The organism is Mesorhizobium sp. P2_H9 (genome assembly GCF_056403215.1).
Genome location: NZ_JBFUFX010000003.1, coordinates 155,266 through 175,015 on the forward strand (window position 1 = coordinate 155,266; position 19,750 = coordinate 175,015).

At 62.3% G+C, this 19,750-nt stretch carries 22 protein-coding genes; 13 read left to right on the forward strand and 9 right to left on the reverse strand.

Features of this window, described 5'->3' with window-relative positions; genetic code table 11:
- Positions 1–19: 19 nt before the first annotated feature.
- Positions 20–514 carry a peptidylprolyl isomerase gene (locus AC1DXN_RS06680; protein WP_477243124.1) on the reverse strand — a complete coding sequence of 165 codons (495 nt, stop codon included), beginning with the start codon at positions 512–514 and terminating at the stop codon, positions 20–22.
- A gap of 112 nt (positions 515–626) precedes the next feature.
- Positions 627–1,127 carry a pantetheine-phosphate adenylyltransferase gene (coaD, locus tag AC1DXN_RS06685; protein WP_477269546.1) on the reverse strand — a complete coding sequence of 167 codons (501 nt, stop codon included), beginning with the start codon at positions 1,125–1,127 and terminating at the stop codon, positions 627–629.
- A 180-nt stretch (positions 1,128–1,307) separates the two neighbouring features.
- Here coaD and AC1DXN_RS06690 point away from each other — a divergent pair, with 180 nt between their 5' ends.
- Positions 1,308–1,454, forward strand: a complete 147-nt coding sequence (locus AC1DXN_RS06690) for a hypothetical protein (protein WP_477269544.1) — start codon at positions 1,308–1,310, stop codon at positions 1,452–1,454.
- A gap of 57 nt (positions 1,455–1,511) precedes the next feature.
- Here the strand turns inward: AC1DXN_RS06690 and gyrA are convergent, their stop codons facing one another.
- A complete protein-coding gene (gene gyrA / locus AC1DXN_RS06695; RefSeq protein ID WP_477269542.1) occupies positions 1,512–4,316 on the reverse strand; it encodes a DNA gyrase subunit A in 2,805 nt (934 codons plus the stop codon).
- Between the two features lie 212 nt (positions 4,317–4,528).
- On the opposite strand from gyrA, the gene AC1DXN_RS06700 reads away from it, so the two are divergent.
- Entirely contained in the window at positions 4,529–6,208 is a 1,680-nt protein-coding gene (locus tag AC1DXN_RS06700) for a SulP family inorganic anion transporter (protein WP_477269540.1), read from the forward strand.
- A 21-nt stretch (positions 6,209–6,229) separates the two neighbouring features.
- On the opposite strand, the gene AC1DXN_RS06705 is transcribed toward AC1DXN_RS06700, so the two are convergent.
- Positions 6,230–7,057, reverse strand: coding sequence for a helix-turn-helix transcriptional regulator (locus tag AC1DXN_RS06705; RefSeq protein ID WP_477269538.1), 828 nt, complete (start codon positions 7,055–7,057; stop codon positions 6,230–6,232).
- Between the two features lie 86 nt (positions 7,058–7,143).
- On the opposite strand from AC1DXN_RS06705, the gene AC1DXN_RS06710 reads away from it, so the two are divergent.
- The 3 genes from AC1DXN_RS06710 to AC1DXN_RS06720 all read left to right on the forward strand — a co-directional run bounded on the left by AC1DXN_RS06710 (position 7,144) and on the right by AC1DXN_RS06720 (position 8,815).
- The gene (locus AC1DXN_RS06710; RefSeq protein WP_477269536.1) at positions 7,144–7,674 is read left to right on the forward strand and encodes a hypothetical protein; all 531 of its coding nucleotides are present in this window, start codon (positions 7,144–7,146) and stop codon (positions 7,672–7,674) included.
- Between the two features lie 38 nt (positions 7,675–7,712).
- Positions 7,713–8,090, forward strand: coding sequence for a VOC family protein (locus AC1DXN_RS06715; protein WP_477269534.1), 378 nt, complete (start codon positions 7,713–7,715; stop codon positions 8,088–8,090).
- A 95-nt stretch (positions 8,091–8,185) separates the two neighbouring features.
- On the forward strand, positions 8,186–8,815 hold the full coding sequence (locus AC1DXN_RS06720) for a MarC family protein (RefSeq protein WP_477269532.1): 630 nt from the start codon (positions 8,186–8,188) through the stop codon (positions 8,813–8,815).
- A 60-nt stretch (positions 8,816–8,875) separates the two neighbouring features.
- Here the strand turns inward: AC1DXN_RS06720 and AC1DXN_RS06725 are convergent, their stop codons facing one another.
- Both AC1DXN_RS06725 and AC1DXN_RS06730 read right to left on the reverse strand, forming a co-directional pair.
- Entirely contained in the window at positions 8,876–9,301 is a 426-nt protein-coding gene (locus AC1DXN_RS06725) for an OsmC family protein (RefSeq protein ID WP_477269530.1), read from the reverse strand.
- 142 nt (positions 9,302–9,443) lie between these two features.
- On the reverse strand, positions 9,444–9,968 hold the full coding sequence (locus AC1DXN_RS06730) for a single-stranded DNA-binding protein (protein WP_477269528.1): 525 nt from the start codon (positions 9,966–9,968) through the stop codon (positions 9,444–9,446).
- Positions 9,969–10,178: 210 nt separating this feature from the next.
- Here AC1DXN_RS06730 and AC1DXN_RS06735 point away from each other — a divergent pair, with 210 nt between their 5' ends.
- From AC1DXN_RS06735 to AC1DXN_RS06770, 8 genes are all read left to right on the forward strand, one after another.
- Positions 10,179–10,568, forward strand: a complete 390-nt coding sequence (locus tag AC1DXN_RS06735; RefSeq protein WP_477269526.1) for a cupin domain-containing protein — start codon at positions 10,179–10,181, stop codon at positions 10,566–10,568.
- A gap of 44 nt (positions 10,569–10,612) precedes the next feature.
- A complete protein-coding gene (locus AC1DXN_RS06740; RefSeq protein WP_477269524.1) occupies positions 10,613–10,927 on the forward strand; it encodes an ArsR/SmtB family transcription factor in 315 nt (104 codons plus the stop codon).
- The gene (locus tag AC1DXN_RS06745; protein ID WP_477269522.1) at positions 10,924–11,403 is read left to right on the forward strand and encodes an SRPBCC family protein; all 480 of its coding nucleotides are present in this window, start codon (positions 10,924–10,926) and stop codon (positions 11,401–11,403) included. Before AC1DXN_RS06740 ends, AC1DXN_RS06745 begins: the two co-directional genes overlap by 4 nt.
- Before the next feature lie 28 nt (positions 11,404–11,431).
- Positions 11,432–12,037, forward strand: a complete 606-nt coding sequence (locus AC1DXN_RS06750) for an ATP-dependent Clp protease proteolytic subunit (RefSeq protein WP_477243040.1) — start codon at positions 11,432–11,434, stop codon at positions 12,035–12,037.
- A gap of 102 nt (positions 12,038–12,139) precedes the next feature.
- Entirely contained in the window at positions 12,140–12,421 is a 282-nt protein-coding gene (locus AC1DXN_RS06755) for a hypothetical protein (protein ID WP_477269520.1), read from the forward strand.
- A 790-nt stretch (positions 12,422–13,211) separates the two neighbouring features.
- Positions 13,212–16,133, forward strand: coding sequence for an excinuclease ABC subunit UvrA (gene uvrA, locus AC1DXN_RS06760; RefSeq protein ID WP_477421508.1), 2,922 nt, complete (start codon positions 13,212–13,214; stop codon positions 16,131–16,133).
- Between the two features lie 34 nt (positions 16,134–16,167).
- A complete protein-coding gene (locus tag AC1DXN_RS06765; protein ID WP_477269516.1) occupies positions 16,168–16,626 on the forward strand; it encodes a GNAT family N-acetyltransferase in 459 nt (152 codons plus the stop codon).
- Positions 16,627–16,653: 27 nt separating this feature from the next.
- A complete protein-coding gene (locus tag AC1DXN_RS06770) occupies positions 16,654–17,457 on the forward strand; it encodes a DUF72 domain-containing protein (RefSeq protein WP_477269514.1) in 804 nt (267 codons plus the stop codon).
- A gap of 62 nt (positions 17,458–17,519) precedes the next feature.
- Here the strand turns inward: AC1DXN_RS06770 and AC1DXN_RS06775 are convergent, their stop codons facing one another.
- The 3 genes from AC1DXN_RS06775 to urtD form a co-directional block, all read right to left on the reverse strand.
- The gene (locus AC1DXN_RS06775) at positions 17,520–17,696 is read right to left on the reverse strand and encodes a hypothetical protein (protein ID WP_477269512.1); all 177 of its coding nucleotides are present in this window, start codon (positions 17,694–17,696) and stop codon (positions 17,520–17,522) included.
- A 538-nt stretch (positions 17,697–18,234) separates the two neighbouring features.
- Positions 18,235–18,930 (reverse strand): urea ABC transporter ATP-binding subunit UrtE, encoded by a 696-nt coding sequence (gene urtE / locus AC1DXN_RS06780; RefSeq protein WP_477269511.1) that lies wholly within the window; start codon positions 18,928–18,930, stop codon positions 18,235–18,237.
- Between the two features lie 69 nt (positions 18,931–18,999).
- Positions 19,000–19,746 (reverse strand): urea ABC transporter ATP-binding protein UrtD, encoded by a 747-nt coding sequence (gene urtD, locus AC1DXN_RS06785; RefSeq protein WP_477269509.1) that lies wholly within the window; start codon positions 19,744–19,746, stop codon positions 19,000–19,002.
- Positions 19,747–19,750 lie beyond the last annotated feature (4 nt).

Consider the following 19,750-nt stretch of genomic DNA (forward strand, 5'->3'; position numbering starts at 1 on the left):
TCCTTTTGATAATAGTGATTTATTTGTCGGCGGCGATGCGCACCTTGATCATCCGGTCGGGGTTGGCGACCGTCCCGTTGTCCGCCTCGTCACCCTTCTGGATGTGATCCACCAGCGGCATGCCGCTGACGACGTTGCCGACAATGGTGTACTGGCCGTCGAGCGGCGGCGCCGGCGCGAACATGATGAAAAATTGCGAGTTGGCGGAATCCGGATCCTGCGAGCGGGCCATGCCGACCACGCCGCGCTTGTAGTGCTCGGTCTGCGAAAACTCGGCCGGCAGGTCGGGAAGATCGGAGCCGCCGGTGCCGACAGCCTGGGGATTGAAGCCCTTTTCCATGTTGCCGAACTTCACGTCGCCGGTCTGCGCCATGAAACCGTCGATGACGCGGTGGAAGGCGACATTGTTGTAGGCGCCCTGGCGCACCAGCTTCTTGATCTGCGCGACATGCTTTGGCGCGAGGTCCGGCCTCAACGCGATGGTCACATCGCCGTCTTTCAGCGTGATGATCATCGTGTTCTCAGGATCGGCGGCGAAGGCCGAAACCGAAGCGGTCACAAGACCGGCAAGCACAATGAGGAACGAGGCGAGCTTCTTCAGCTGCATAAGTCTTTCTCCGAACACTCTATTTCGCGAATTTGGCGGTGAGCGCACTGGCCACGGCCGCTGGTACGAAGGGGCGGATGTCGCCTCCCATCGAAGCTATCTGGCGGACAAGTGTGGCGGTAATGGTTCGCACCGAGGGACTGGCGGGCAGGAAAACCGTCTGCAATTCCGGCGCCATGGTCTCGTTCATGCCGGCCATCTGCATCTCGTAGTCGAGGTCGGTGCCGTCGCGCAGGCCGCGGATCATGATCGAGGCGCCCTCTCTCCTGGCGGCGTCGATGACCAGCCCGTCGAAGGCGACAACCCTGATGCGGGCGCCGTCGCTACCGAATTCGGCCTTGGTCGCGATTTCGATCAACTTCACCCGTTCCTCGAAGGAAAACAACGGCTTCTTACCGGGATGAATGCCGATCGCCGCATAGACGACGTCGGCCACGGCCAGCGACGCCTTGAGCACGTCGAGATGGCCGTTGGTCAGCGGATCGAAGGAGCCGGCATAAAGAGCGATACGTTCGGTCATGGCAGGTGCTTCTAGCGAGCCTCTCGGGCAAACGCAAATGCGCAGGTGAACCTTTTGGCCGCCATGAACGACAGATGAACGGGCCGCTCACGAAGAATTCAACGGCGACCATGTAAGTGGTTTCACAGACGGTGAAACCAAATCGGACCAAAATCGTTGTTGAAGCAGGAGAACACGCACATGCTGATCTACATGCTCGCCGCCGCAATGACCGTCGTAATGCTGATTGCCACCGCATTCGGGCTGCATCAGGAAGCCGAGCGCGTCCGCGTCAAGACCAAGCGCTTCGAAGGCTTCGGCGTCCGCAAGCCCTTTCGCCACTACTGAATTCACTGGAATATTTGACCACGCCGGCCCATCGGGCCGGCGTTTCTATGTCAAAACCTATTCGGCGTTGTCCGGGATGGCGTCGCCAGCGCCCACATCCGGGCCGACCTCAACGTCGCCCTCGGCCTCTTCCTCATCCGATTGCGGTTCCGAAATCCGCTCCACCGAAACGACCTTCTCGCCTTCGGCCGTATTGAAGATGGTGACGCCCTTGGTGGCGCGGCTGGCGAAACGGATGCCGTTGACCGGCACGCGAATGACGGTGCCGCCATCCGAAACCAGCATAATCTGGTCGTCATTGCCGACCGGGAAGGTCGCCACAAGCCTACCGATCTCGGATGTTTTCGAGACGTCGGTGGCGCGGATGCCCTTGCCGCCACGCCCGGTCAGGCGGAAATCATAGGACGAAGAGCGCTTGCCGTAGCCATATTCCGTCACCGTCAGCACGAACTGCTCGTGCAACTTGAGGAACTCATAGCGCTCGTCGGAAAGCTCAGTCTCTTCGCCGACCTCCTCGTTGGTCAGCGCGATCTCTTCCTCTTCACCGGCCGCGATGCCGGCGGCGAGCCTGCGCTCAGCCACGACCCGCTTGAGATAGGCGGCACGCTCGGCCGGAGGCGCATCGACATGCTCGATCACCGACATCGAGATGATGCGGTCGGTCTCGGCCATGGTTATGCCGCGCACGCCAACGGAATTGCGGCTCTGGAAGACGCGCACGTCGCCTACGGAGAAGCGAATGCACTGGCCCGAACTTGCCGTCAAAAGCACGTCGTCATTGTCGGTGCAGGTCTCGACGCCGAGGATCTCGTCGCCCTCCTCCTCCAGCTTCATGGCGATCTTGCCGTTGCGGTTGACCTGGACGAAGTCGGAAAGCTTGTTGCGGCGCACGGTGCCGCGCGTGGTGGCGAACATCACGTCGAGCTCGCCCCAGCTGGTCTCGTCCTCGGGCAGCGGCATGATGGTGGTGATGCGCTCGCCCTGCTCCAGCGGCAGCATGTTGATCAGCGCCTTGCCGCGCGACTGCGGATTGCCGATCGGCAGCCGCCAGACCTTTTCCTTGTAGACGATGCCGCGCGAGGAGAAGAACAGCACCGGCGTGTGCGTGTTGGCGACGAACAGCCGGGTGACGAAATCCTCTTCCTTGGTCGACATGCCGGAGCGGCCCTTGCCGCCGCGGCGCTGCGCCCGGTAGAGCGACAGCGGCACGCGCTTGATGTAGCCGGAATGGCTGACGGTGACGACCATGTCCTCGCGCTGGATCAGGTCCTCGTCTTCCATGTCGGCCCCGCCCTCGGCGAGCTCGGTGCGACGTGGGGTGCCGAACTCGTCGCGAACCGCGGCCAGCTCGTCCTTGACTATCTGCTGGATGCGGGCGCGGGACGACAGGATGTCGAGGTAGTCCTTAATCTCGTCGCCAATCGTGTTCAATTCGTCGGCGATTTCATCGCGGCCAAGCGCGGTCAGGCGCTGCAGGCGCAGTTCGAGGATGGCGCGGGCCTGTTCCTCGGACAGGTTGTAGGTGCCGTCCTCGTTGATGCGATGACGCGGATCGTCGATCAACAGGATCAGCGACTCGACGTCGCCGGAGGGCCAGCGCCGCTCCATCAACTGTTCGCGCGCCGTCTGCGGATCGGACGCGGTGCGGATCAGCTTGATCACTTCGTCGATATTGGCGACGGCAATGGCCAGACCGACCAGCACATGGGCGCGGTCGCGCGCCTTGCGCAGCAGGAATTTGGTGCGCCGGCTGATCACCTCTTCGCGGAAGCCGACGAACGCCTTCAGCATGTCGGTCAGCGTCATCACTTCCGGCTTGCCGCCGTTCAGCGCCACCATGTTGGCGCCAAAGGAGGTCTGCAGCGGCGTGAAGCGGTAGAGCTGGTTGAGGATGACGTCGGCTACGGCGTCGCGCTTCAGTTCGATGACGACGCGGTAGCCCTGGCGATCGCTCTCGTCGCGGATGTCGGAAATGCCCTCGATGCGCTTGTCGCGCACCAGCTCGGCCATTTTCTCGATCATCGACGACTTGTTCACCTGGTAGGGAACCTCGGTGATGATGATCGATTCACGGTCGTTGCCGCGCTGTTCGACATTGACCTTGCCGCGCATGACGATGGAACCGCGGCCAGTCGAATAGGCGCTGTAAATGCCGGAGCGGCCGAGCACGATGCCGCCTGTGGGGAAATCCGGCCCCGGGATGATCTCCATCAGCGCCGGCAGGTCGATCGCCGGGTTGTCGATGATGGCGATGGCGCCGTTGCAGACTTCGGCGAGATTGTGCGGCGGAATGTTGGTGGCCATGCCGACGGCAATGCCGCCGGAACCGTTGACCAGAAGGTTGGGGAAGCGAGCCGGCAGCACCTTCGGCTCGGTGTCGGAGGCATCATACGTGTCCTGGAAATCGACGGTTTCCTTGTCGATGTCCTCCAGCAGCTCGTGCGCGACCTTGGTCAGTCGCGATTCGGTGTAGCGCATCGCCGCCGGCGGATCACCGTCGATGGAGCCGAAATTGCCCTGCCCGTCGATCAGCGGCACGCGCAGCGACCAGTCCTGCGCCATGCGCACCAAGGCGTCATAGATGGAGGCGTCGCCGTGCGGATGGTATTTACCCATCACGTCGGCAACCGGGCGGGCCGACTTCACATATTTGCGGTTCCAGTGGTAGCCGCTCTCATGGGCGGCGTAGAGAATGCGGCGATGCACCGGTTTCAGGCCGTCGCGCACGTCCGGCAGCGCACGGCTGACGATCACGCTCATGGCGTAATCGAGATAGGAGCGCTGCATCTCCTCGATGATGGATATCGGCTCGATGCCGGTGGGGCCGCCGTCGGCGCCGCGCGGTGTCTTCTGGTCGGTCAAATCTAGGTCACAATCTAATCAGGAATCACTTGCCGCTTATATAGGAAGCAGGATCGAAACTCCAACGTCTGCAGCACTTTTCCAGTGTCAATTTTGGTGGTAATTTCAAAAGGATACCACTGATTGCGACGATATGGCCAAAGCGCATTTCGCCGCCGCCAGGGCAAAAGCCTGCCATGGACCGTTTTCCTCGAGCGAAAGCCACGAGCGCGATGAATTGGACCCCGTGGCTGCCCTTGCGAGCGTTGAGCGGTTGGACGCTGAGAGATCTCAACGGCGATCTGGTCGCGGGCATTACGCTGGCCGCAATCGCCATCCCAGAACAGATGGCGACGGCTCGTCTCGGCGGTTTTGCGCCCGAAATCGGCTTTTTCGCCTTTGTCGCCGGCTCGGTGGCATTCGCGCTGTTCGGAGCCAACCGTCATTTGTCGGCCGGCGCGGATTCGACCATCACGCCTTTGTTTGCCGGCGGCCTCGCTTTACTCGCCACATCTGGTTCCACGCATTATCTGGCGCTGGCGGCCATGCTGGCGCTGATGGTTGGGCTGATCGTAACGCTCAGCGGCATCTTTCGCCTCGGCTGGGTTGCTGATCTTCTGTCGGTGCCGGTCACCACGGGTTTTCTGGCCGGCATAGCCGTCCATATCGTCGTTTCGCAACTGCCCGGACTGCTTGGTCTGCCGCCCGAGAGCGGTGAAACCTTGCGGCGCATCGGTGCGATCGCCGGCGATCTCCATCTCACCAATCCCTGGAGCCTGGCGCTCGGCCTCGGTGTGTTCGCGATCGTGTTCTGCGCCGAACGCATCAGCGCCCGTATACCGGGCGCCCTGATCGGCATGTTGCTGGCCACTGCGGCGGTTGCCGCCTTCGACCTAAAGGATCGTGGCGTCGAGGTGCTCGGCGCCTTGCCGAACGGCCTGCCGCGGGCGAGCGTGCCGCTGGTCAGCCTTGACGATGCGCAAACCGTGTTTCCGCTGGCGTTACTGATCGCCATCGTCGTCATGGTGCAGACGGCTGCCACGTCCCGCTCCTTCGTCGGTGAAGCCCCCGACATCAACCGCGATTTTGTCGGCGTCGGCGCCGGCAGCATCGCGTCGGGCCTGTTTGGCGCCTTTGCGGTCAATGCCAGCCCGCCGCGCACGGCCATCGTCGCTCAGACCGGCGGCCGCTCGCAGTTGTCGGGCCTGATTGCCGCGGCCATCGTGCTGGTGCTCGGCGCGTTTGGCGGCGGCCTGCTTGCCAACGTTCCGCAGGCGGCACTGGCCGGCGTTCTGATGTTCGTTGCCCAGCACATTCTGCGCTGGAAGGTTTTTGCTGCTGTCTACAGGCAGGCATCGATCGAATTCGCGCTGATCCTCATCACCATGGCTGCCATCGTCGTGCTGCCCATCCAGACCGGCGTCGCAATCGGCATCGGCCTGTCGCTGCTGCATGGCATCTGGAGCGCTACGCGCACGCAGCCGATCGAGCTGGAACAGGTTCCGGGTACTTCGGTGTGGTGGCCGCCGGGCACGCCAGGCGCGGGCGAGCAACTGTCCGGCGTGCTGGTCGCGGCGTTTCAGGCGCCGCTGTCCTTCATCAACGCCGACCGCTTCAAGCGCGGCCTCAACGATCTGATCGACGCCAGAAGCGAAAGCGTGAAGCTGGTCGTGCTGGAAGCCAGTAACATCGTCGAGATCGACTACACCGCCGCCCAGTCCTTGATCGAAACCATCACCCATTGCCGCAAGACGGGCGCGATCTTTGCCATAGCGCGACTGGAATCGCTGCGCGCCCAGTCGGCGCTGGCGCGGTTCGGCATTGCCGAACTCGTCGGCCCGCAGCGGATTTTTCACAGCGTCGATGACGCCATCAGGACGCTAGGTCCAGACAAGCAGCCGCAAGCAAAATGACCACTGAGGGCCTGTGCTGCGTCAACGGGCAGCAGCCCGGGCGCGATAGGTACCGGGCGCCTCACCCATCACCTTGCGGAAACGGCGGTTGAAGGTCGAGAGATCATTGAACCCGGCATCAAAGGCGATCGCCGAAATCGCCTCATTCGAGGTTCGCAACCCCACCGCTGCCCGGTGCAGCCGGGTTCTCAGCAAGAATTGATAGGGCGTCATCCCGGCCACCTGCCGGAACGTCCGCAGGAAATGATAGGGGCTGGTGGCCGTCTCGTGGGCAAGCCCGGCAAGCGAAATCGGCCCATCGACATCGAGTTCTATGCGCCGCACCGCTTCCGCGACCCGTTTCTGGTCGCGGCGGCTGGGCGCCCGGCCAGCTGGTGCAGCGCCGGAAGCAGCAGCCACAGCGGCGCCGGCAATGCGCAGACCAAGTTCCTCGAACGCTCCCAGATCGGCCGTTTCGCGCGCGGCTTCCGCCTCGGCCAGCAACGATGCCAACGCCGGCAAAGGCGGCAGGCGCGGCATCTCGAAGGCCAGCTTTTTCGCGCCCGACACGTCGGCTGCGACCTGTTCCAGATAGGTCGGAGAAAAATGGAAGGAGAGGCAGCGGTCGCCGGCGCCATGCTCGTGGCCGCATTCGTAGCAAGAGCCGAGGTTGCCGAGCAGAATGGCGCCCGGCGCCAGCATCGCGGTGCCCTGGCGCGTGCGGTAGCGAAACGTGCCACTGGTGACCGCGGCGACGCAGAAGGTCCGATGCTCTTCCTCGAACGGCCTGTCGGCGGCGCCGGCGGTGCAGACCACGTCCGCCACGTGCCAGTCTCGTCCCGATGCCAGGGTTTGCGTGCTCGATGTCATCGCCGAACTATAGCAATTTTTCCCAAGCCCAGAACCCTGCCCGGGCCTAACGTCTGCAGTCTCCTGACAGCACGAAGGCAGCAACTATGACAGATCCAACCTCCTTTGGCGAAGCCTTGCACAACGACGGACCCAACCCCAGCCTGGCTGAAAAGCTGGACCTTTACGGCCGGTTCGTCGGCGCCTGGACATTCGACGCCACGCGCCATCTCGACGACGGCACGGTACTCAGCGGGCGCGGCGAGGTGCATTTCGGCTGGGTTCTCGAAGGTCGGGCGATCCAGGATGTGTGGATCTTGCCGGCGCGGGATGCCGGTCCCTCGCCATCGCTCGGCAAATGGACTTTCTACGGCACAACCTTGCGCGTCTATGACCCCGGCGTCGATGCCTGGCACATCTTTTGGAGCGATCCGCGCAACCAGTATTACAGCCGCCAACTTGGCCGTGCCGAGGGCGATAGCATCGTCCAGCAAGGCGTCGACGGCCCCGGCTCTTCGGTGCGCTGGAGCTTTTCCCGGATTACCGAGAATTCCTTCCGTTGGCTGGGCGAACGGTCGCGAGACGACGGTGCGACATGGCGGCTCGAAGTCGAGTTTCTGGCGCGCCGCGCCACCTGAGATTGACAACCCAACCAATTGTAACAATGGAGAAAACGATGCTCGACCATGTCTCGATCGGTGTCCGCGACGCCAATGCCTCGAAGCGCTTCTACGACGCCGCGCTAAAACCACTCGGCTATGCCTGCCTCAGCCAGTCGCCGGGCTCATTGGGCTACGGCGCTGAAGCGGTAGCGCTCTGGGTGAACGAAGCCCCGCGTCCGGTTGCGGCCGAGATGGAGTCCGGCCTGCATTTCTGCTTTGCCGCACCTACGCGCAGCAGCGTCGATGCCTTCCATGCCGGCGCCTTACGTGAGGGTGGCCAGGACAATGGCGCACCCGGCCTGCGCGCCTCCTATGGCGACAACTACTACGCCGCCTTTGTCGTCGACCCCGATGGTTACCGCATCGAGGCCTATTGCGGCGCGGCTGGCTAGTCGGCCGAATTCCCTCGGTTCAAACGGTTTCCTCTGACCCTGCTTTGCTCTACCAATGCAAGGGTTCGGGCGTTGCCCGGCGGGAGGGGCCAGAAATGCCGAGCTTCGACAGCCTGTTCAATGCCTTCGTCACCATTCTGGTGACCATCGACCCGCCCGGCCTGGCACCGCTTTTCCTCGCCGTGACGCGCGGCATGAACCGGGAAGAACGTCAGCAGGTTTCGATCCGCGCCTCGATCATGGGTTTCCTTGTCATGGCGCTGTTTGCGGTGGCCGGCGCGTCGATCCTGTCGGTGTTCGGCATCACGCTGCCGGCCTTCCGCGTCGCCGGCGGCTTCCTGCTGTTCTTCATCGCCTTCGAAATGGTGTTCGAGCGCCGGCAGGACCGCAAGGAGAAGATCGGCGACGTCGCCATCACCAAGGACATGATCCACAACATCGCTGCCTTCCCGCTGGCGATCCCGCTGATTGCCGGGCCGGGTGCGATTTCAGCGACGGTCCTGCTCTCCGGCTCGTTTCAGGGTCTTGCCGCCCAGGCAGCCTTGGTCGGCATCATCTTTGTCTGCCTTGCCATCACCTATGTGGTGTTCGTGCTGTCGGAGCGCATCGACCGTATCCTCGGCCAGACCGGCCGCTCGATCCTGACGCGGCTGCTCGGCGTCATCCTGGCGGCGCTTGCCGTGCAGTTCGTGGCCGACGGCATCAAGGCGCTGATGGCAGGGTGAACGGCAGTCCCTACTGCCTACTGCCTACTGCCTACTGCCTACTGCCTACTGCCTACTGCCTTACTTCACCGCCGTATCAACGACCTCGAAGTCGTGGGTGATTTCGGCGGTCTTGGCCAGCATCGCCGAGGCCGAGCAGTATTTTTCGATCGACAGGTTGATCGCCCGTTTCACCTTGTCGTGCGAGAGCGCCCGGCCCTTGACGATAAAATGCAAGTGGATGCGGGTGAACACTTTTGGCTCGGTTTCCGCCCGGTCGGCATCGAGTTCGACGACGCAGTCCTCGATCGCCTCGCGGCCCTTTTCGAGGATGTGGACGACGTCATAGGCCGAGCAGCCGCCGGTGCCGATCAGCACCAGTTCCATCGGGCTCGGCCCCGGCGTGTTGCCTTCCGGTCCAAACGCGGTTCCTACCACCAGCTTGTGGCCGCTGCCGGACTCGCCGACGAAGGTGCGCTCCTCGACCCATTTGACCCGTGCCTTCACCTGATACGTCCTTTCCCTGCAATTCCTTGGCTGTCCTCGCAGCGGTCATGCGACAAAGCAAAGCCCGAAAATCCATGGAAGACTTTCGGGGCACTATGTGTGGCTTCACCACATGGCGTTCGCGTTCAGGACCGTGTTGTGCTCAGAACGGGATTTCGTCGTCCAGTTCACGCGACGAACCGCCGCCACCGCCGCTCTTGGCGCCGCCACCACGGCTAAAGCTCTCGCCCGGGCCGGACTGGCCGAAATCGGAACCGCGGGCAGCGCCGCCGCCGGCGCCGGAATAACCGCCGACCTGACCGCCCTCGCCTTGCCCACGCGCGTCGAGCATCTGCAGCTCGCCACGGAATTTCTGCAGCACGACTTCCGTCGTGTACTTATCGTTACCGGTCTGGTCCTGCCATTTGCGCGTCTGCAGCTGGCCCTCGACATAGACCTTCATACCCTTCTTCAAATACTGCTCAGCCACCTTGGCGAGCTGGTCGTTGAAGATGACGACGTTGTGCCACTCGGTCTTTTCCTTGCGCTCGCCGGAATTCTTGTCGCGCCAGCTTTCCGAGGTGGCGATGCGGATGTTGACGACCGGTTCGCCCGAATTCAAACGACGGATTTCAGGGTCCGCCCCGAGGTTGCCCACCAGAATGACCTTGTTGACGCTACCCGCCATGATACTTCTCCGCGCTCATCCGAAACCAAATTTTTGCCGCCGCACCTTACAGGCTACGGACAATCCCCGCCTGCTGTGGCTGCCTTTACCCACAAGGTTTTTGTTCTTTTTTTGTTCTATTCTTGTCGGCCCCGGCTGTCAAGAATGTCAGCAAGAGGTAGGGTGTGCGCATGAAATTGCGACTATGCCGGGATCGAAAGGCGGTGGCGAATGAAAGTCATTGCGCATCTGGATCAGCCGCGAGAGCAGTGGCGAGCGGGCGTGGAGACCCGCATGCAAGTTTCCGCCGGCAACGGAGCGAGCGAGCTTTGCCTGTTCGAACAATGGGTTCAGCCAGGCGTCGGGGCTCCGACACATCGGCATCCGGCCGAGGAAGTGCTCACCGTCATCGCCGGAACCGCCGACATGTGGATCGACGAAGACTGCGTGACGCTGACTGCCGGACAGTCACTCCTCATTCCCGCAGAGAGAAAACACGGCTTTAGAAACGTCGGAGCCAAGACGCTTCACATCCATGCCGTGCTGGCGTCACCGATCTTCGAGGCGACGTTCGAGGGATCGCCTGACACGGTGAGGCGCTGGCTTCCAGCGGCGCCGTAAATCACCGCTTGCCAAATCAATAAGTATCGACTTATGCTTTGGTCATGATCGAAGCAGAGATTTTTCGCGCGCTGGCCGACCCGACGCGACGCGCCGTCTACGAGCGGCTCACCGCCGGCGAGATGAGCGTATCGGAACTTCGCAGCGGCATGAGCGTGTCGCAGCCGGCGGTCTCCCAGCATCTGGCGGTGCTGCGCGGCGCCGGCCTGGTGGTCGAGCGGCGGGCCGGCCGCAACGCCTATTATCGCGCCGACCCGCAAGGGCTTGGCCCCCTGCTCGGCTGGATCGAACGCTATCGGGCGTTCTGGCCCGAGCGCATCGAAAAGCTCAAGGCGGTTTTGAAGGACATGGACCAGTGACGGACGAACAACACGCGGAAGCAGCAGACACGATCGCGTTCGAGTGCGAGCTTGCCGAACCGCCAGAAAAGGTGTGGCGGGCGTTGACGGTGCCGGAGCTGCTCGCGGCCTGGATGATGCCCAACGACATCAAGCCTGAAATCGGCAGCCGCTTCGCCTTTGCCGGGCCGGATGCGCCGATCGAGTGCGAAATCCTCGACGCTGAACCCGGGCGGCTGTTGCGCTATTCCTGGCGGGAACGAGCCGAGCCAGGCGATGCCGCGCGCCAGGACGCATTGGACAGCATCGTCACCTTCACGCTCGACCGTACGGTTTCCGGCGGTACGCATCTGCGCATCGTCCACGATGGGTTTGCCAGAACAGCAATGCCTGTGGTTGCCATGGCCGGCGGCAGTTGCCGGTTTTCGCTCAACACATACAAACCCAAACAACCTATCGCCGCGAACGCGACACGCCTTCGGCTGCGCGCGGCCTGAGCTGGAAAAAATAAACGGAGACAAAGAGATGAGCGGCCTTGCCAATCTGGTGCCGATGGTGATCGAGCAATCGAGCCGCGGCGAACGCGCCTTCGACATCTTTTCACGGCTGCTGCGCGAGCGCATCATCTTCATCAACGGGCCGATCGAAGATGGCATGTCGGCACTGGTCTGCGCGCAGCTTCTGTCATTGGAATCGGACAATCCCGACAAGGAGATTTCGCTCTACATCAACTCGCCCGGCGGCGTGGTGACCAGCGGCTTCGCCATCTACGACACGATGCAATATGTCAGTTGCCCGGTGTCGACCGTGTGCATGGGCTTTGCCGCGTCGATGGCATCGTTCCTGCTGATGGCGGGCACGCCGGGACGGCGCATCGCGCTGCCCAATGCCAGCATCCTGCTGCACCAGCCGCTGGGCGGTTTCCAGGGCCAGGCCTCCGATATCCAGCTTCATGCCGAAAACATCCTGCGAACCAAGCGGCGGATGGCCGGCCTCTACGCCAGCCATTGCGGCCGTCCCCTGGAAGAGGTCGAACGCACGCTCGACCGCGACCATTTCATGACCGCCGAGGAGGCCAAGGCATGGGGTATCGTCGACCATGTCTTTGATACCCGCAAACAGGCGGCATAGAGCGGCGGCACCTGCGAACGGAAATTCGGGCCGGCCGCCCCCCAGGGCAATTTTGGCGTCGCCGGTCTGGTCTCGCCTTCATCGCAGCACTATAGTCTTGCGATGCATTTCCGCCTGAACAGACTGATCATCGCCATTGCTGTCACTGCCGCGGCCTCCAGCGCGGCTCTCGCCGGGGACAGCACGACCTCGTCGTCGAAAGGCGCCCTGCCCGGCGTGACCAGCGACTATCGCATCGCCAAGCCTGCGCCGCTGCCCGAACCCGACGACGCACTGCCCGCCAGCGGTGACGGTACGTTCAAAATCGGCGATACCGATGTCAGGATTTCCGGCAGCATCATCATCGATGTCGGCGCCGGGAGAACCGGGCTCCCGCGTCATTGACATCGCCGCGGCCGAGCGACTTCATCGGAGCACCTGAAGGCCAGGAAGAGTGCAGCCCTCACCGCCGCCCACAAAAGCAGCCCCGCCGTTGCTTCCGCAAACGGTCGGGGCTTTTTTTGGATTCCAGATCCAACCTACCGGTAGGGTTATACCGACCTTGATTTCGGATGCTTCGCGGCATTCAGCCGACGATCCGACTAGCAGTCTCTGATTTTCGTGGGGACGGCAGGTCACGGTTTGTCGGGTTGAATGAAGGCACTAGAACGACGAGTATCCGCTCACACGCACAACGTACGTTCTAAGACTTTGAATCAACCCTGGCACTTATGCCTGCCGCGGCTCCAGCCATAAATGGAGCCTCAATGGACTATCCGGTGGCGTCATGCTCCGCTCCTGTGTCCGTTGCGATTGTCGTCAATCCGAAGCACAAATCGCAATTACCTGCTGCGTCTCGCAGGCCGCCTTGGGGCGGCGAGGCCATCGAAAGACGGCCGGCTTCGTTGACCTTTGGAGACTGCTCCCCTGATTCGGAGACGTCAACCTTGAATAGCCCGATTACCGAAAAAAGTGATCGCCGGGAGGTTACGTGCAAGTCAGGTTCCGCACAGGCTTTGTCAGGAGCGTGTTCGGTCTTTGTTCTTTCCGCTTGCCCGTGCGGGCGAAAGGCGGTTAAACGCTTTTGTCGAGAATTGTGGCGTCTCTCGACGTGGCGGCAAAAATACCTACATAGGGGATGGCCGGGAAAACCCCGCCGATCCCACTGACACCAGATCTGAGGCGGCGACCGGCAATGGCCGACCATAAATATCTTTCCATTCGCGGGGCGCGCGAACACAATCTGAAGAATGTCGATCTCGACCTGCCGCGTGACAGCCTGATCGTCATGACCGGCCTGTCTGGGTCCGGCAAGTCGTCGCTCGCCTTCGATACCATCTATGCCGAGGGCCAGCGCCGCTATGTCGAGAGCCTGTCGGCCTACGCAAGGCAATTCCTCGAAATGATGCAGAAGCCTGACGTCGACCAGATCGACGGTCTGTCGCCGGCCATCTCCATCGAGCAGAAGACGACGTCGAAGAACCCGCGCTCCACGGTCGGCACCGTCACCGAAATCTACGATTATATGCGGCTTTTGTTCGCGCGCGTCGGCATCCCCTATTCGCCGGCCACCGGCCTGCCGATCGAGAGCCAGACGGTGTCGCAGATGGTCGACCGCGTGCTGGCGGTCGAGGAAGGCACGCGCCTGTTCATCCTGGCGCCGATGGTGCGCGGCCGCAAAGGCGAATACCGCAAGGAACTGCTGGAGCTGCAGAAGAAGGGCTTTCAGCGCGTCAAGGTCGACGGCGTCTTCTACGAGATATCAGATGTGCCGGCGCTCGATAAGAAATACAAGCACGACCTCGATGTCGTCGTCGACCGCATCGTCGTGCGTGGCGACCTGGCGACGCGGCTTGCCGATTCCATCGAAACCGCACTGAAGCTGGCCGAAGGGCTGGCCGTGGCCGAATTCGCCGACCGGCCGCTCGACGCCAGCCAGACCGGCGAGGATTCAGTCAACAAGTCGAAGAACGAGACGCATGAGCGCATCCTGTTCTCGGAAAAATTCGCCTGCCCGGTGTCCGGCTTCACCATTCCGGAGATCGAGCCCAGGTTGTTCTCCTTCAACAACCCGTTCGGCGCCTGCCCGACCTGCGACGGTCTCGGCAGCCAGCGCGCCATCGACGCCAGCCTGATCGTGCCCGACGAGAACGTCTCGCTGCGCGACGGCGCCGTCAGCCCGTGGGCGAAGTCGACCTCGCCCTATTATTCACAAACGCTGGAAGCGCTGGGCAAGGCGTACGGCTTCAAGCTCGGCGACAAGTTCAAAGACATAAGCGAAGAGGCCAAGGAAGCCATCCTGCGCGGCACCGGCGAGCGCGAGGTCACTTTTCAGTATGATGACGGCCTGCGCTCCTACAAGACGACCAAGACGTTTGAAGGTGTCATCCCCAATCTCGAGCGGCGCTGGAAAGAGACCGAATCCGCCTGGATGCGCGAGGAGATCGAGCGCTTCATGTCGGCGACGCCCTGCCCGGTCTGCAAAGGCTACCGGCTGAAACCCGAGTCGCTGGCGGTGAAGATCGCGGGAAAGCACATTGGCGAGGTAACCGAGCTGTCGATCCGCAGCGCCGACCGCTGGTTCACCGACCTGCCGCCACATCTCAACGACCAGCAGAACGAGATCGCGGTGCGCGTGCTCAAGGAGATCCGCGAGCGKCTGCGCTTCCTSRWCGATGTSGGSCTCGACTAYCTGACSYTRKCSCGCAATTCCGGCACGCTKTCGGGCGGCGAGAGCCAGCGCATTCGCCTGGCGTCGCAGATCGGCTCCGGCCTGACCGGCGTGCTCTATGTGCTGGACGAGCCGTCGATCGGCCTGCACCAGCGCGATAATGCGCGCCTGCTCGACACGCTGAAGCATCTGCGCGACATCGGCAACACSGTSATCGTSGTCGARCATGACGAGGACGCCATCCTGCAKGCCGAYTATGTCGTCGAYRTSGGYCCGGSCGCCGGCRTSCATGGCGGCGAGATCATCGCCCAGGGCACGCCGCAGCAGGTGATGACCAACCCCAATTCGATCACCGGCAAGTATCTGTCGGGCGCGCTCGAAGTGGCGACGCCCGGCGTACGGCGCGAGCCGAAGAAGAACCGGCGCCTGAAGATCGTCGGCGCGCGCGGCAACAATCTGAAGAACGTCACGGCCGAAATCCCGTTGGGCACGTTTACCGCCGTCACCGGCGTGTCGGGCGGCGGCAAGTCGACCTTSCTGATCGAGACGCTGTTCAAGGCGGCCTCGCGCCGCATCATGGGTTCGCGCGAACACCCGGCCGAGCATGACCGCATCGAGGGTCTCGAATTCCTCGACAAGGTCATCGACATCGACCAGTCGCCGATCGGGCGCACGCCACGCTCCAACCCGGCCACCTATACCGGKGCYTTCACGCCGATYCGCGAMTGGTTCGCCGGYCTGCCSGAAGCCAAGGCGCGCGGCTACCAGCCGGGSCGCTTCTCSTTCAACGTCAAGGGCGGCCGCTGCGAGGCCTGCCAGGGCGACGGCGTCATCAAGATCGAAATGCACTTCTTGCCCGACGTCTACGTCACCTGCGACGTCTGCCACGGCAAGCGCTACAATCGCGAGACGCTCGACGTTGTGTTCAAGGGCAAGTCGATCGCCGACGTGCTCGACATGACGGTCGAGGAAGGTGTCGACTTCTTCGCCGCCGTGCCCGGCGTGCGCGACAAGCTGGAGACGCTGAAGCAGGTTGGCCTCGGCTATATCCATATCGGCCAGCAGGCGACGACGCTGTCGGGCGGTGAAGCGCAGCGCATCAAGCTGGCCAAGGAACTCTCGCGCAAGGCGACCGGCAAGACGCTCTACATCCTCGACGAGCCGACCACCGGCCTGCATTTCCACGACGTCGCCAAGCTTTTGGAAGTGCTGCACGAACTGGTCGACCAGGGCAACACGGTGGTGGTTATCGAGCACAATCTCGAAGTGATAAAGACCGCCGACTGGGTCCTCGACCTCGGCCCCGAGGGCGGCGATGGCGGCGGTGAGCTGGTGGCCCAAGGTACGCCGGAAGCCATTGTGCGCGAGAAGCGCAGCTACACCGGCCAGTTCCTCAAAGAGCTTTTGGAACGGCGCCCGGGAGGCAAGCGCGAAGCGGCGGAGTGATGGTCCGACCGGTCGGCGCCTGGAGAGCTTTTGAATGACACTCCGAAGAGCGCTTGCCGGTGATCTCCAAGCTATCGTCTCGCTGACCGAAGCGGCCTATGCGCCCTATACCGCCTTGTTCGGCGCGCCGCCGATGCCGGTCACCGAGGACTATGCGCCACGCATCGAGCGCGGCGAAGTCTGGCTGCTGGAGAGTGGCTCCGAGCTGGCCGGGCTGATCGTCATCGAACGGCATCCTGATCATGCGATGATCTTCAGCGTCGCCGTCTCCCCTGCCTTCCAGGGCAAGAAACTCGGCACAGCGCTGCTCAACTTCGCCGAAGAGCAAACGCGGCTGTGGGGCTTGCCGGAGGTGCGGCTCTATACCAATTCGCGGATGGAGCGGAACATCGCGCTCTACACCGCTTATGGCTTTCACGAAACGGGTCGCCGGTCGAATCCGTACCGGCCAGGATGGACGCTGGTCGACATGGCGAAGGCCTTGGACGCCTGATCTTTTTCAGCATTTGGGAGGACGACAATGAGCAGTCAGGGAAAAATCCGCGCCGGCATGGGCGGCTGGACCTTTGAGCCTTGGGATACGTCCTTCTATCCCGACAAGCTCTCCAAGGCCAAGCAGCTGAACTACGCCAGCCGGCAGGTGCCGAGCATCGAGGTCAACGGCACCTATTATTCCAGCTTCAAGGAACCGACCTTCGTCAAATGGGCCAGCGAGGCGCCGGACGGTTTCGTCTATTCCCTGAAGGGCAACCGCTTCGTCACCAACCGTCGCGTGCTCGGCGAGGCCGGTGAATCGATGATGCGCTTTCTGGGATCGGGCGTGGCGGCGCTTGGCGAAAAGCTCGGACCGATCCTGTGGCAGTTCGCGCCGACGAAAAAATTCGATCCGGATGATTTCGAAGCCTTCCTCAAGCTGTTGCCGGAAAAGCAGGACGGCGTGGCGCTGCGCCATGCGGTCGAGATGCGCAACGACAGCTTCATCGTGCCGGAATTCGCGGCCCTGGTGCGCAAATACAAGGTGGCGATCGTCTACGCCGACCATGCCAAATATCCTGCAATCGCCGACGTCACCGGCGATTTCGTCTACGCGCGGCTGCAGACCGGCAGCGACGACAATCCCGATTGCTACACGCCGAAAGGTCTCGACGAATGGGCGGCGCGGGTAAAGATCTGGGCGGAAGGCAAAGTACCGACCGACCTGCCGCGCGCCGATCCCGCGACCGAAGCGCCGGTCAAACCGCGCGACGTGTTCGTCTACTTCATCACCGAGGGCAAGGTGCGCGCGCCGTTCGGCGCCATGGCGCTGATGAAGCGGGTCGGCTAGATTTTCCGCCTGCCCGCAACCGCAGGCAAGCCGTTGCTCATGTCCTTCTTGCAGCGGGCGATTTACGCCGCCAGGACGATCTCATTGTAGGCATCGAGATCGACGTAAAAAACCTTGGTGATCTCGCTGATCAATTCGTCGCGGTCGTAGCCTTGCGACCTTAGAATGTTGATGGCGGTAATGATGTCGACGCGCTCCGTGAGCCGTCGCTTCTGGTAGTCTTCGACGAAACGTTCCATCGGCTGTTCTCCTGGCCTGAATGCTCAAACGCGTTGAACACAAAACAGGTCGCAGGAGGGAAGCTAGGTGTGCTTGCTTGTGTGGAACTTGCCGGCTTGACCCGCGCATTCCCCTCGATCTGCGACAAACCAGACTGAAACGGAAGCGGCCGACTCACCAAGGCCTAGGAAAGACTAGCATGCAGTATTCGGCGTGCCAGTGTTGAGTATGGGGCATCGGACGAAAGTCAGGCGCAAAGGCGCGGACCTTCGCGACTTCGTCATCCTTGGGCGTAGCGACGCGAAGCGGAGCGAAGACCCAAGGATCCATGCCGTGACGAAGAAGCGTTGCTAACGGTTCAGAACGCAGAAAGGATCGTGCGCTGGCGGTCGAATTGTATTCTGCACCGCTGCGTTATTCGGCAGAGGTAATGGCATGGATCCTATGGTCTGCGCGCGTCGCTTCGCTCCTTGCTTCGCCATAGGATGACGAAGTGACGAGGTATGCGGCTAATCGCCAGCGTGTTTGGTTCGCACAAGCTCCTAGGGATGAACAAGCCTACACCGTCAGAAACTTCCTGACATCCGCCCTGTCCAGATCCTCCGCCGGGCCAGTATGGACGATGACGCCACGGTCCATGATGTTGACCTCGTCGGCGAGTTCGCGGCAGAAATCGAGATACTGTTCGACCAGCAGCACGGCGATGCCCGCCTGGTCGCGCAGATAGCGGATGGCACGGCCGATATCCTTGATGATCGAGGGCTGGATGCCCTCGGTCGGCTCATCGAGCACCAGCAGTTTCGGCCGCATCACCAGCGCCCTGCCTATGGCAAGCTGCTGCTGCTGGCCGCCGGACAGATCGCCGCCGCGGCGGCCAAGCATCTGCTTCAGCACCGGAAACAGCTCGAAGACATGGCTAGGAATGTTGCGGTCGGCCCGCTTCAATGGCGCAAAGCCCGATTCGAGGTTTTCGCGCACCGTGAGCAGGGGGAATATCTCCCTGCCCTGCGGCACGAATGCGATGCCCGACCGGGCGCGGTCATACGCCGCGCTCCGGTCGAGCGCCTTCCCCTCGAAGGCAACACTTCCGCTCGTCAGCCGGTGGTGGCCGACGATCGATCTCATCAAACTGGTTTTGCCGACGCCGTTGCGGCCGAGCACGCAGGTGATCTTGCCGGCGCCGGCTTTCAGCGACACGCCGCGCAGCGCCTGGGCGGCGCCGTAGTGCAGCGTGGCATTGGAGACTTCGAGCATGTCAGCGCTTTCTCCAGAACTTGAGAAACGACAGATCGAAGCGATGGAATTGCACCCGCCAGACCATGCTCATCTCCCCAGATAAACTTCGACGACGCGCTCGTCGGCAGAAACGAAATCGAGCGTGCCTTCGGACAGCACCGAACCTTCGTGCAGGCAGGTCACCTTGACGCCGAGTTCGCGAACGAAATGCATGTCGTGCTCGACGACAATGACCGAATGGTCGCGCGCGATGTCCTTGAGCAGGCGCGCGGTTTCCTCGGTCTCGGCATCGGTCATCCCGGCGACGGGCTCGTCGACCAGAAGCAGCTTTGGATCCTGCGCCAAAAGCATGCCGATCTCGAGCCATTGCTTTTGGCCGTGGCTCAAATTTGCGGCGAGTTGGTCGCGCTTGTCGCCAAGCCTAATGATGCCGAGGACGTCGTCGATCTGTCGTGCTTCGGCCACTGACCTGCGATGGAACAAAGCCGGAAAAATCGAACGCGGGCCTTTCAGCGCCAGCATCAGGTTTTCCTCGATCGTGTGGCTTTCGAAGACGGTCGGCTTCTGGAATTTGCGGCCGATGCCCATGATGGCGATCTCGGCCTCGTCATGTTTGGTCAGGTCGACCTGGCCGTCGAAGAAAACCTCGCCCGCGTCAGGCCGCGTCTTGCCGGTGACGATGTCCATCATCGTCGTCTTGCCGGCGCCGTTGGGACCGATGATCGCCCGCATCTCGCCCTTGTCGAGCACCAGCGACAGATTGTTGATGGCGCGAAAACCGTCGAAGGAGACCGAGACGCCGTCGAGATAGAGGATCGTGTTCGACTTGGACATGATC

Excerpts from the sequence above, each read along its gene's own strand:
- AC1DXN_RS06735 (WP_477269526.1), top strand. The coding sequence starts at position 10,179 with ATGAAAGTCATTGCGCATCTGGATCAGCCGCGAGAGCAGTGGCGAGCG.
- AC1DXN_RS06700 (WP_477269540.1), top strand. The coding sequence starts at position 4,529 with ATGAATTGGACCCCGTGGCTGCCCTTGCGAGCGTTGAGCGGTTGGACG.
- AC1DXN_RS06755 (WP_477269520.1), top strand. The coding sequence starts at position 12,140 with ATGCATTTCCGCCTGAACAGACTGATCATCGCCATTGCTGTCACTGCC.
- AC1DXN_RS06705 (WP_477269538.1), bottom strand. The coding sequence starts at position 7,057 with ATGACATCGAGCACGCAAACCCTGGCATCGGGACGAGACTGGCACGTG.
- AC1DXN_RS06730 (WP_477269528.1), bottom strand. The coding sequence starts at position 9,968 with ATGGCGGGTAGCGTCAACAAGGTCATTCTGGTGGGCAACCTCGGGGCG.
- AC1DXN_RS06770 (WP_477269514.1), top strand. The coding sequence starts at position 16,654 with ATGAGCAGTCAGGGAAAAATCCGCGCCGGCATGGGCGGCTGGACCTTT.
- AC1DXN_RS06715 (WP_477269534.1), top strand. The coding sequence starts at position 7,713 with ATGCTCGACCATGTCTCGATCGGTGTCCGCGACGCCAATGCCTCGAAG.
- AC1DXN_RS06750 (WP_477243040.1), top strand. The coding sequence starts at position 11,432 with ATGAGCGGCCTTGCCAATCTGGTGCCGATGGTGATCGAGCAATCGAGC.
- urtD (WP_477269509.1), bottom strand. The coding sequence starts at position 19,746 with ATGTCCAAGTCGAACACGATCCTCTATCTCGACGGCGTCTCGGTCTCC.
- AC1DXN_RS06765 (WP_477269516.1), top strand. The coding sequence starts at position 16,168 with ATGACACTCCGAAGAGCGCTTGCCGGTGATCTCCAAGCTATCGTCTCG.
- AC1DXN_RS06740 (WP_477269524.1), top strand. The coding sequence starts at position 10,613 with ATGATCGAAGCAGAGATTTTTCGCGCGCTGGCCGACCCGACGCGACGC.
- AC1DXN_RS06720 (WP_477269532.1), top strand. The coding sequence starts at position 8,186 with ATGCCGAGCTTCGACAGCCTGTTCAATGCCTTCGTCACCATTCTGGTG.
- coaD (WP_477269546.1), bottom strand. The coding sequence starts at position 1,127 with ATGACCGAACGTATCGCTCTTTATGCCGGCTCCTTCGATCCGCTGACC.
- AC1DXN_RS06690 (WP_477269544.1), top strand. The coding sequence starts at position 1,308 with ATGCTGATCTACATGCTCGCCGCCGCAATGACCGTCGTAATGCTGATT.
- AC1DXN_RS06680 (WP_477243124.1), bottom strand. The coding sequence starts at position 514 with ATGATCATCACGCTGAAAGACGGCGATGTGACCATCGCGTTGAGGCCG.
- AC1DXN_RS06775 (WP_477269512.1), bottom strand. The coding sequence starts at position 17,696 with ATGGAACGTTTCGTCGAAGACTACCAGAAGCGACGGCTCACGGAGCGC.
- AC1DXN_RS06710 (WP_477269536.1), top strand. The coding sequence starts at position 7,144 with ATGACAGATCCAACCTCCTTTGGCGAAGCCTTGCACAACGACGGACCC.
- urtE (WP_477269511.1), bottom strand. The coding sequence starts at position 18,930 with ATGCTCGAAGTCTCCAATGCCACGCTGCACTACGGCGCCGCCCAGGCG.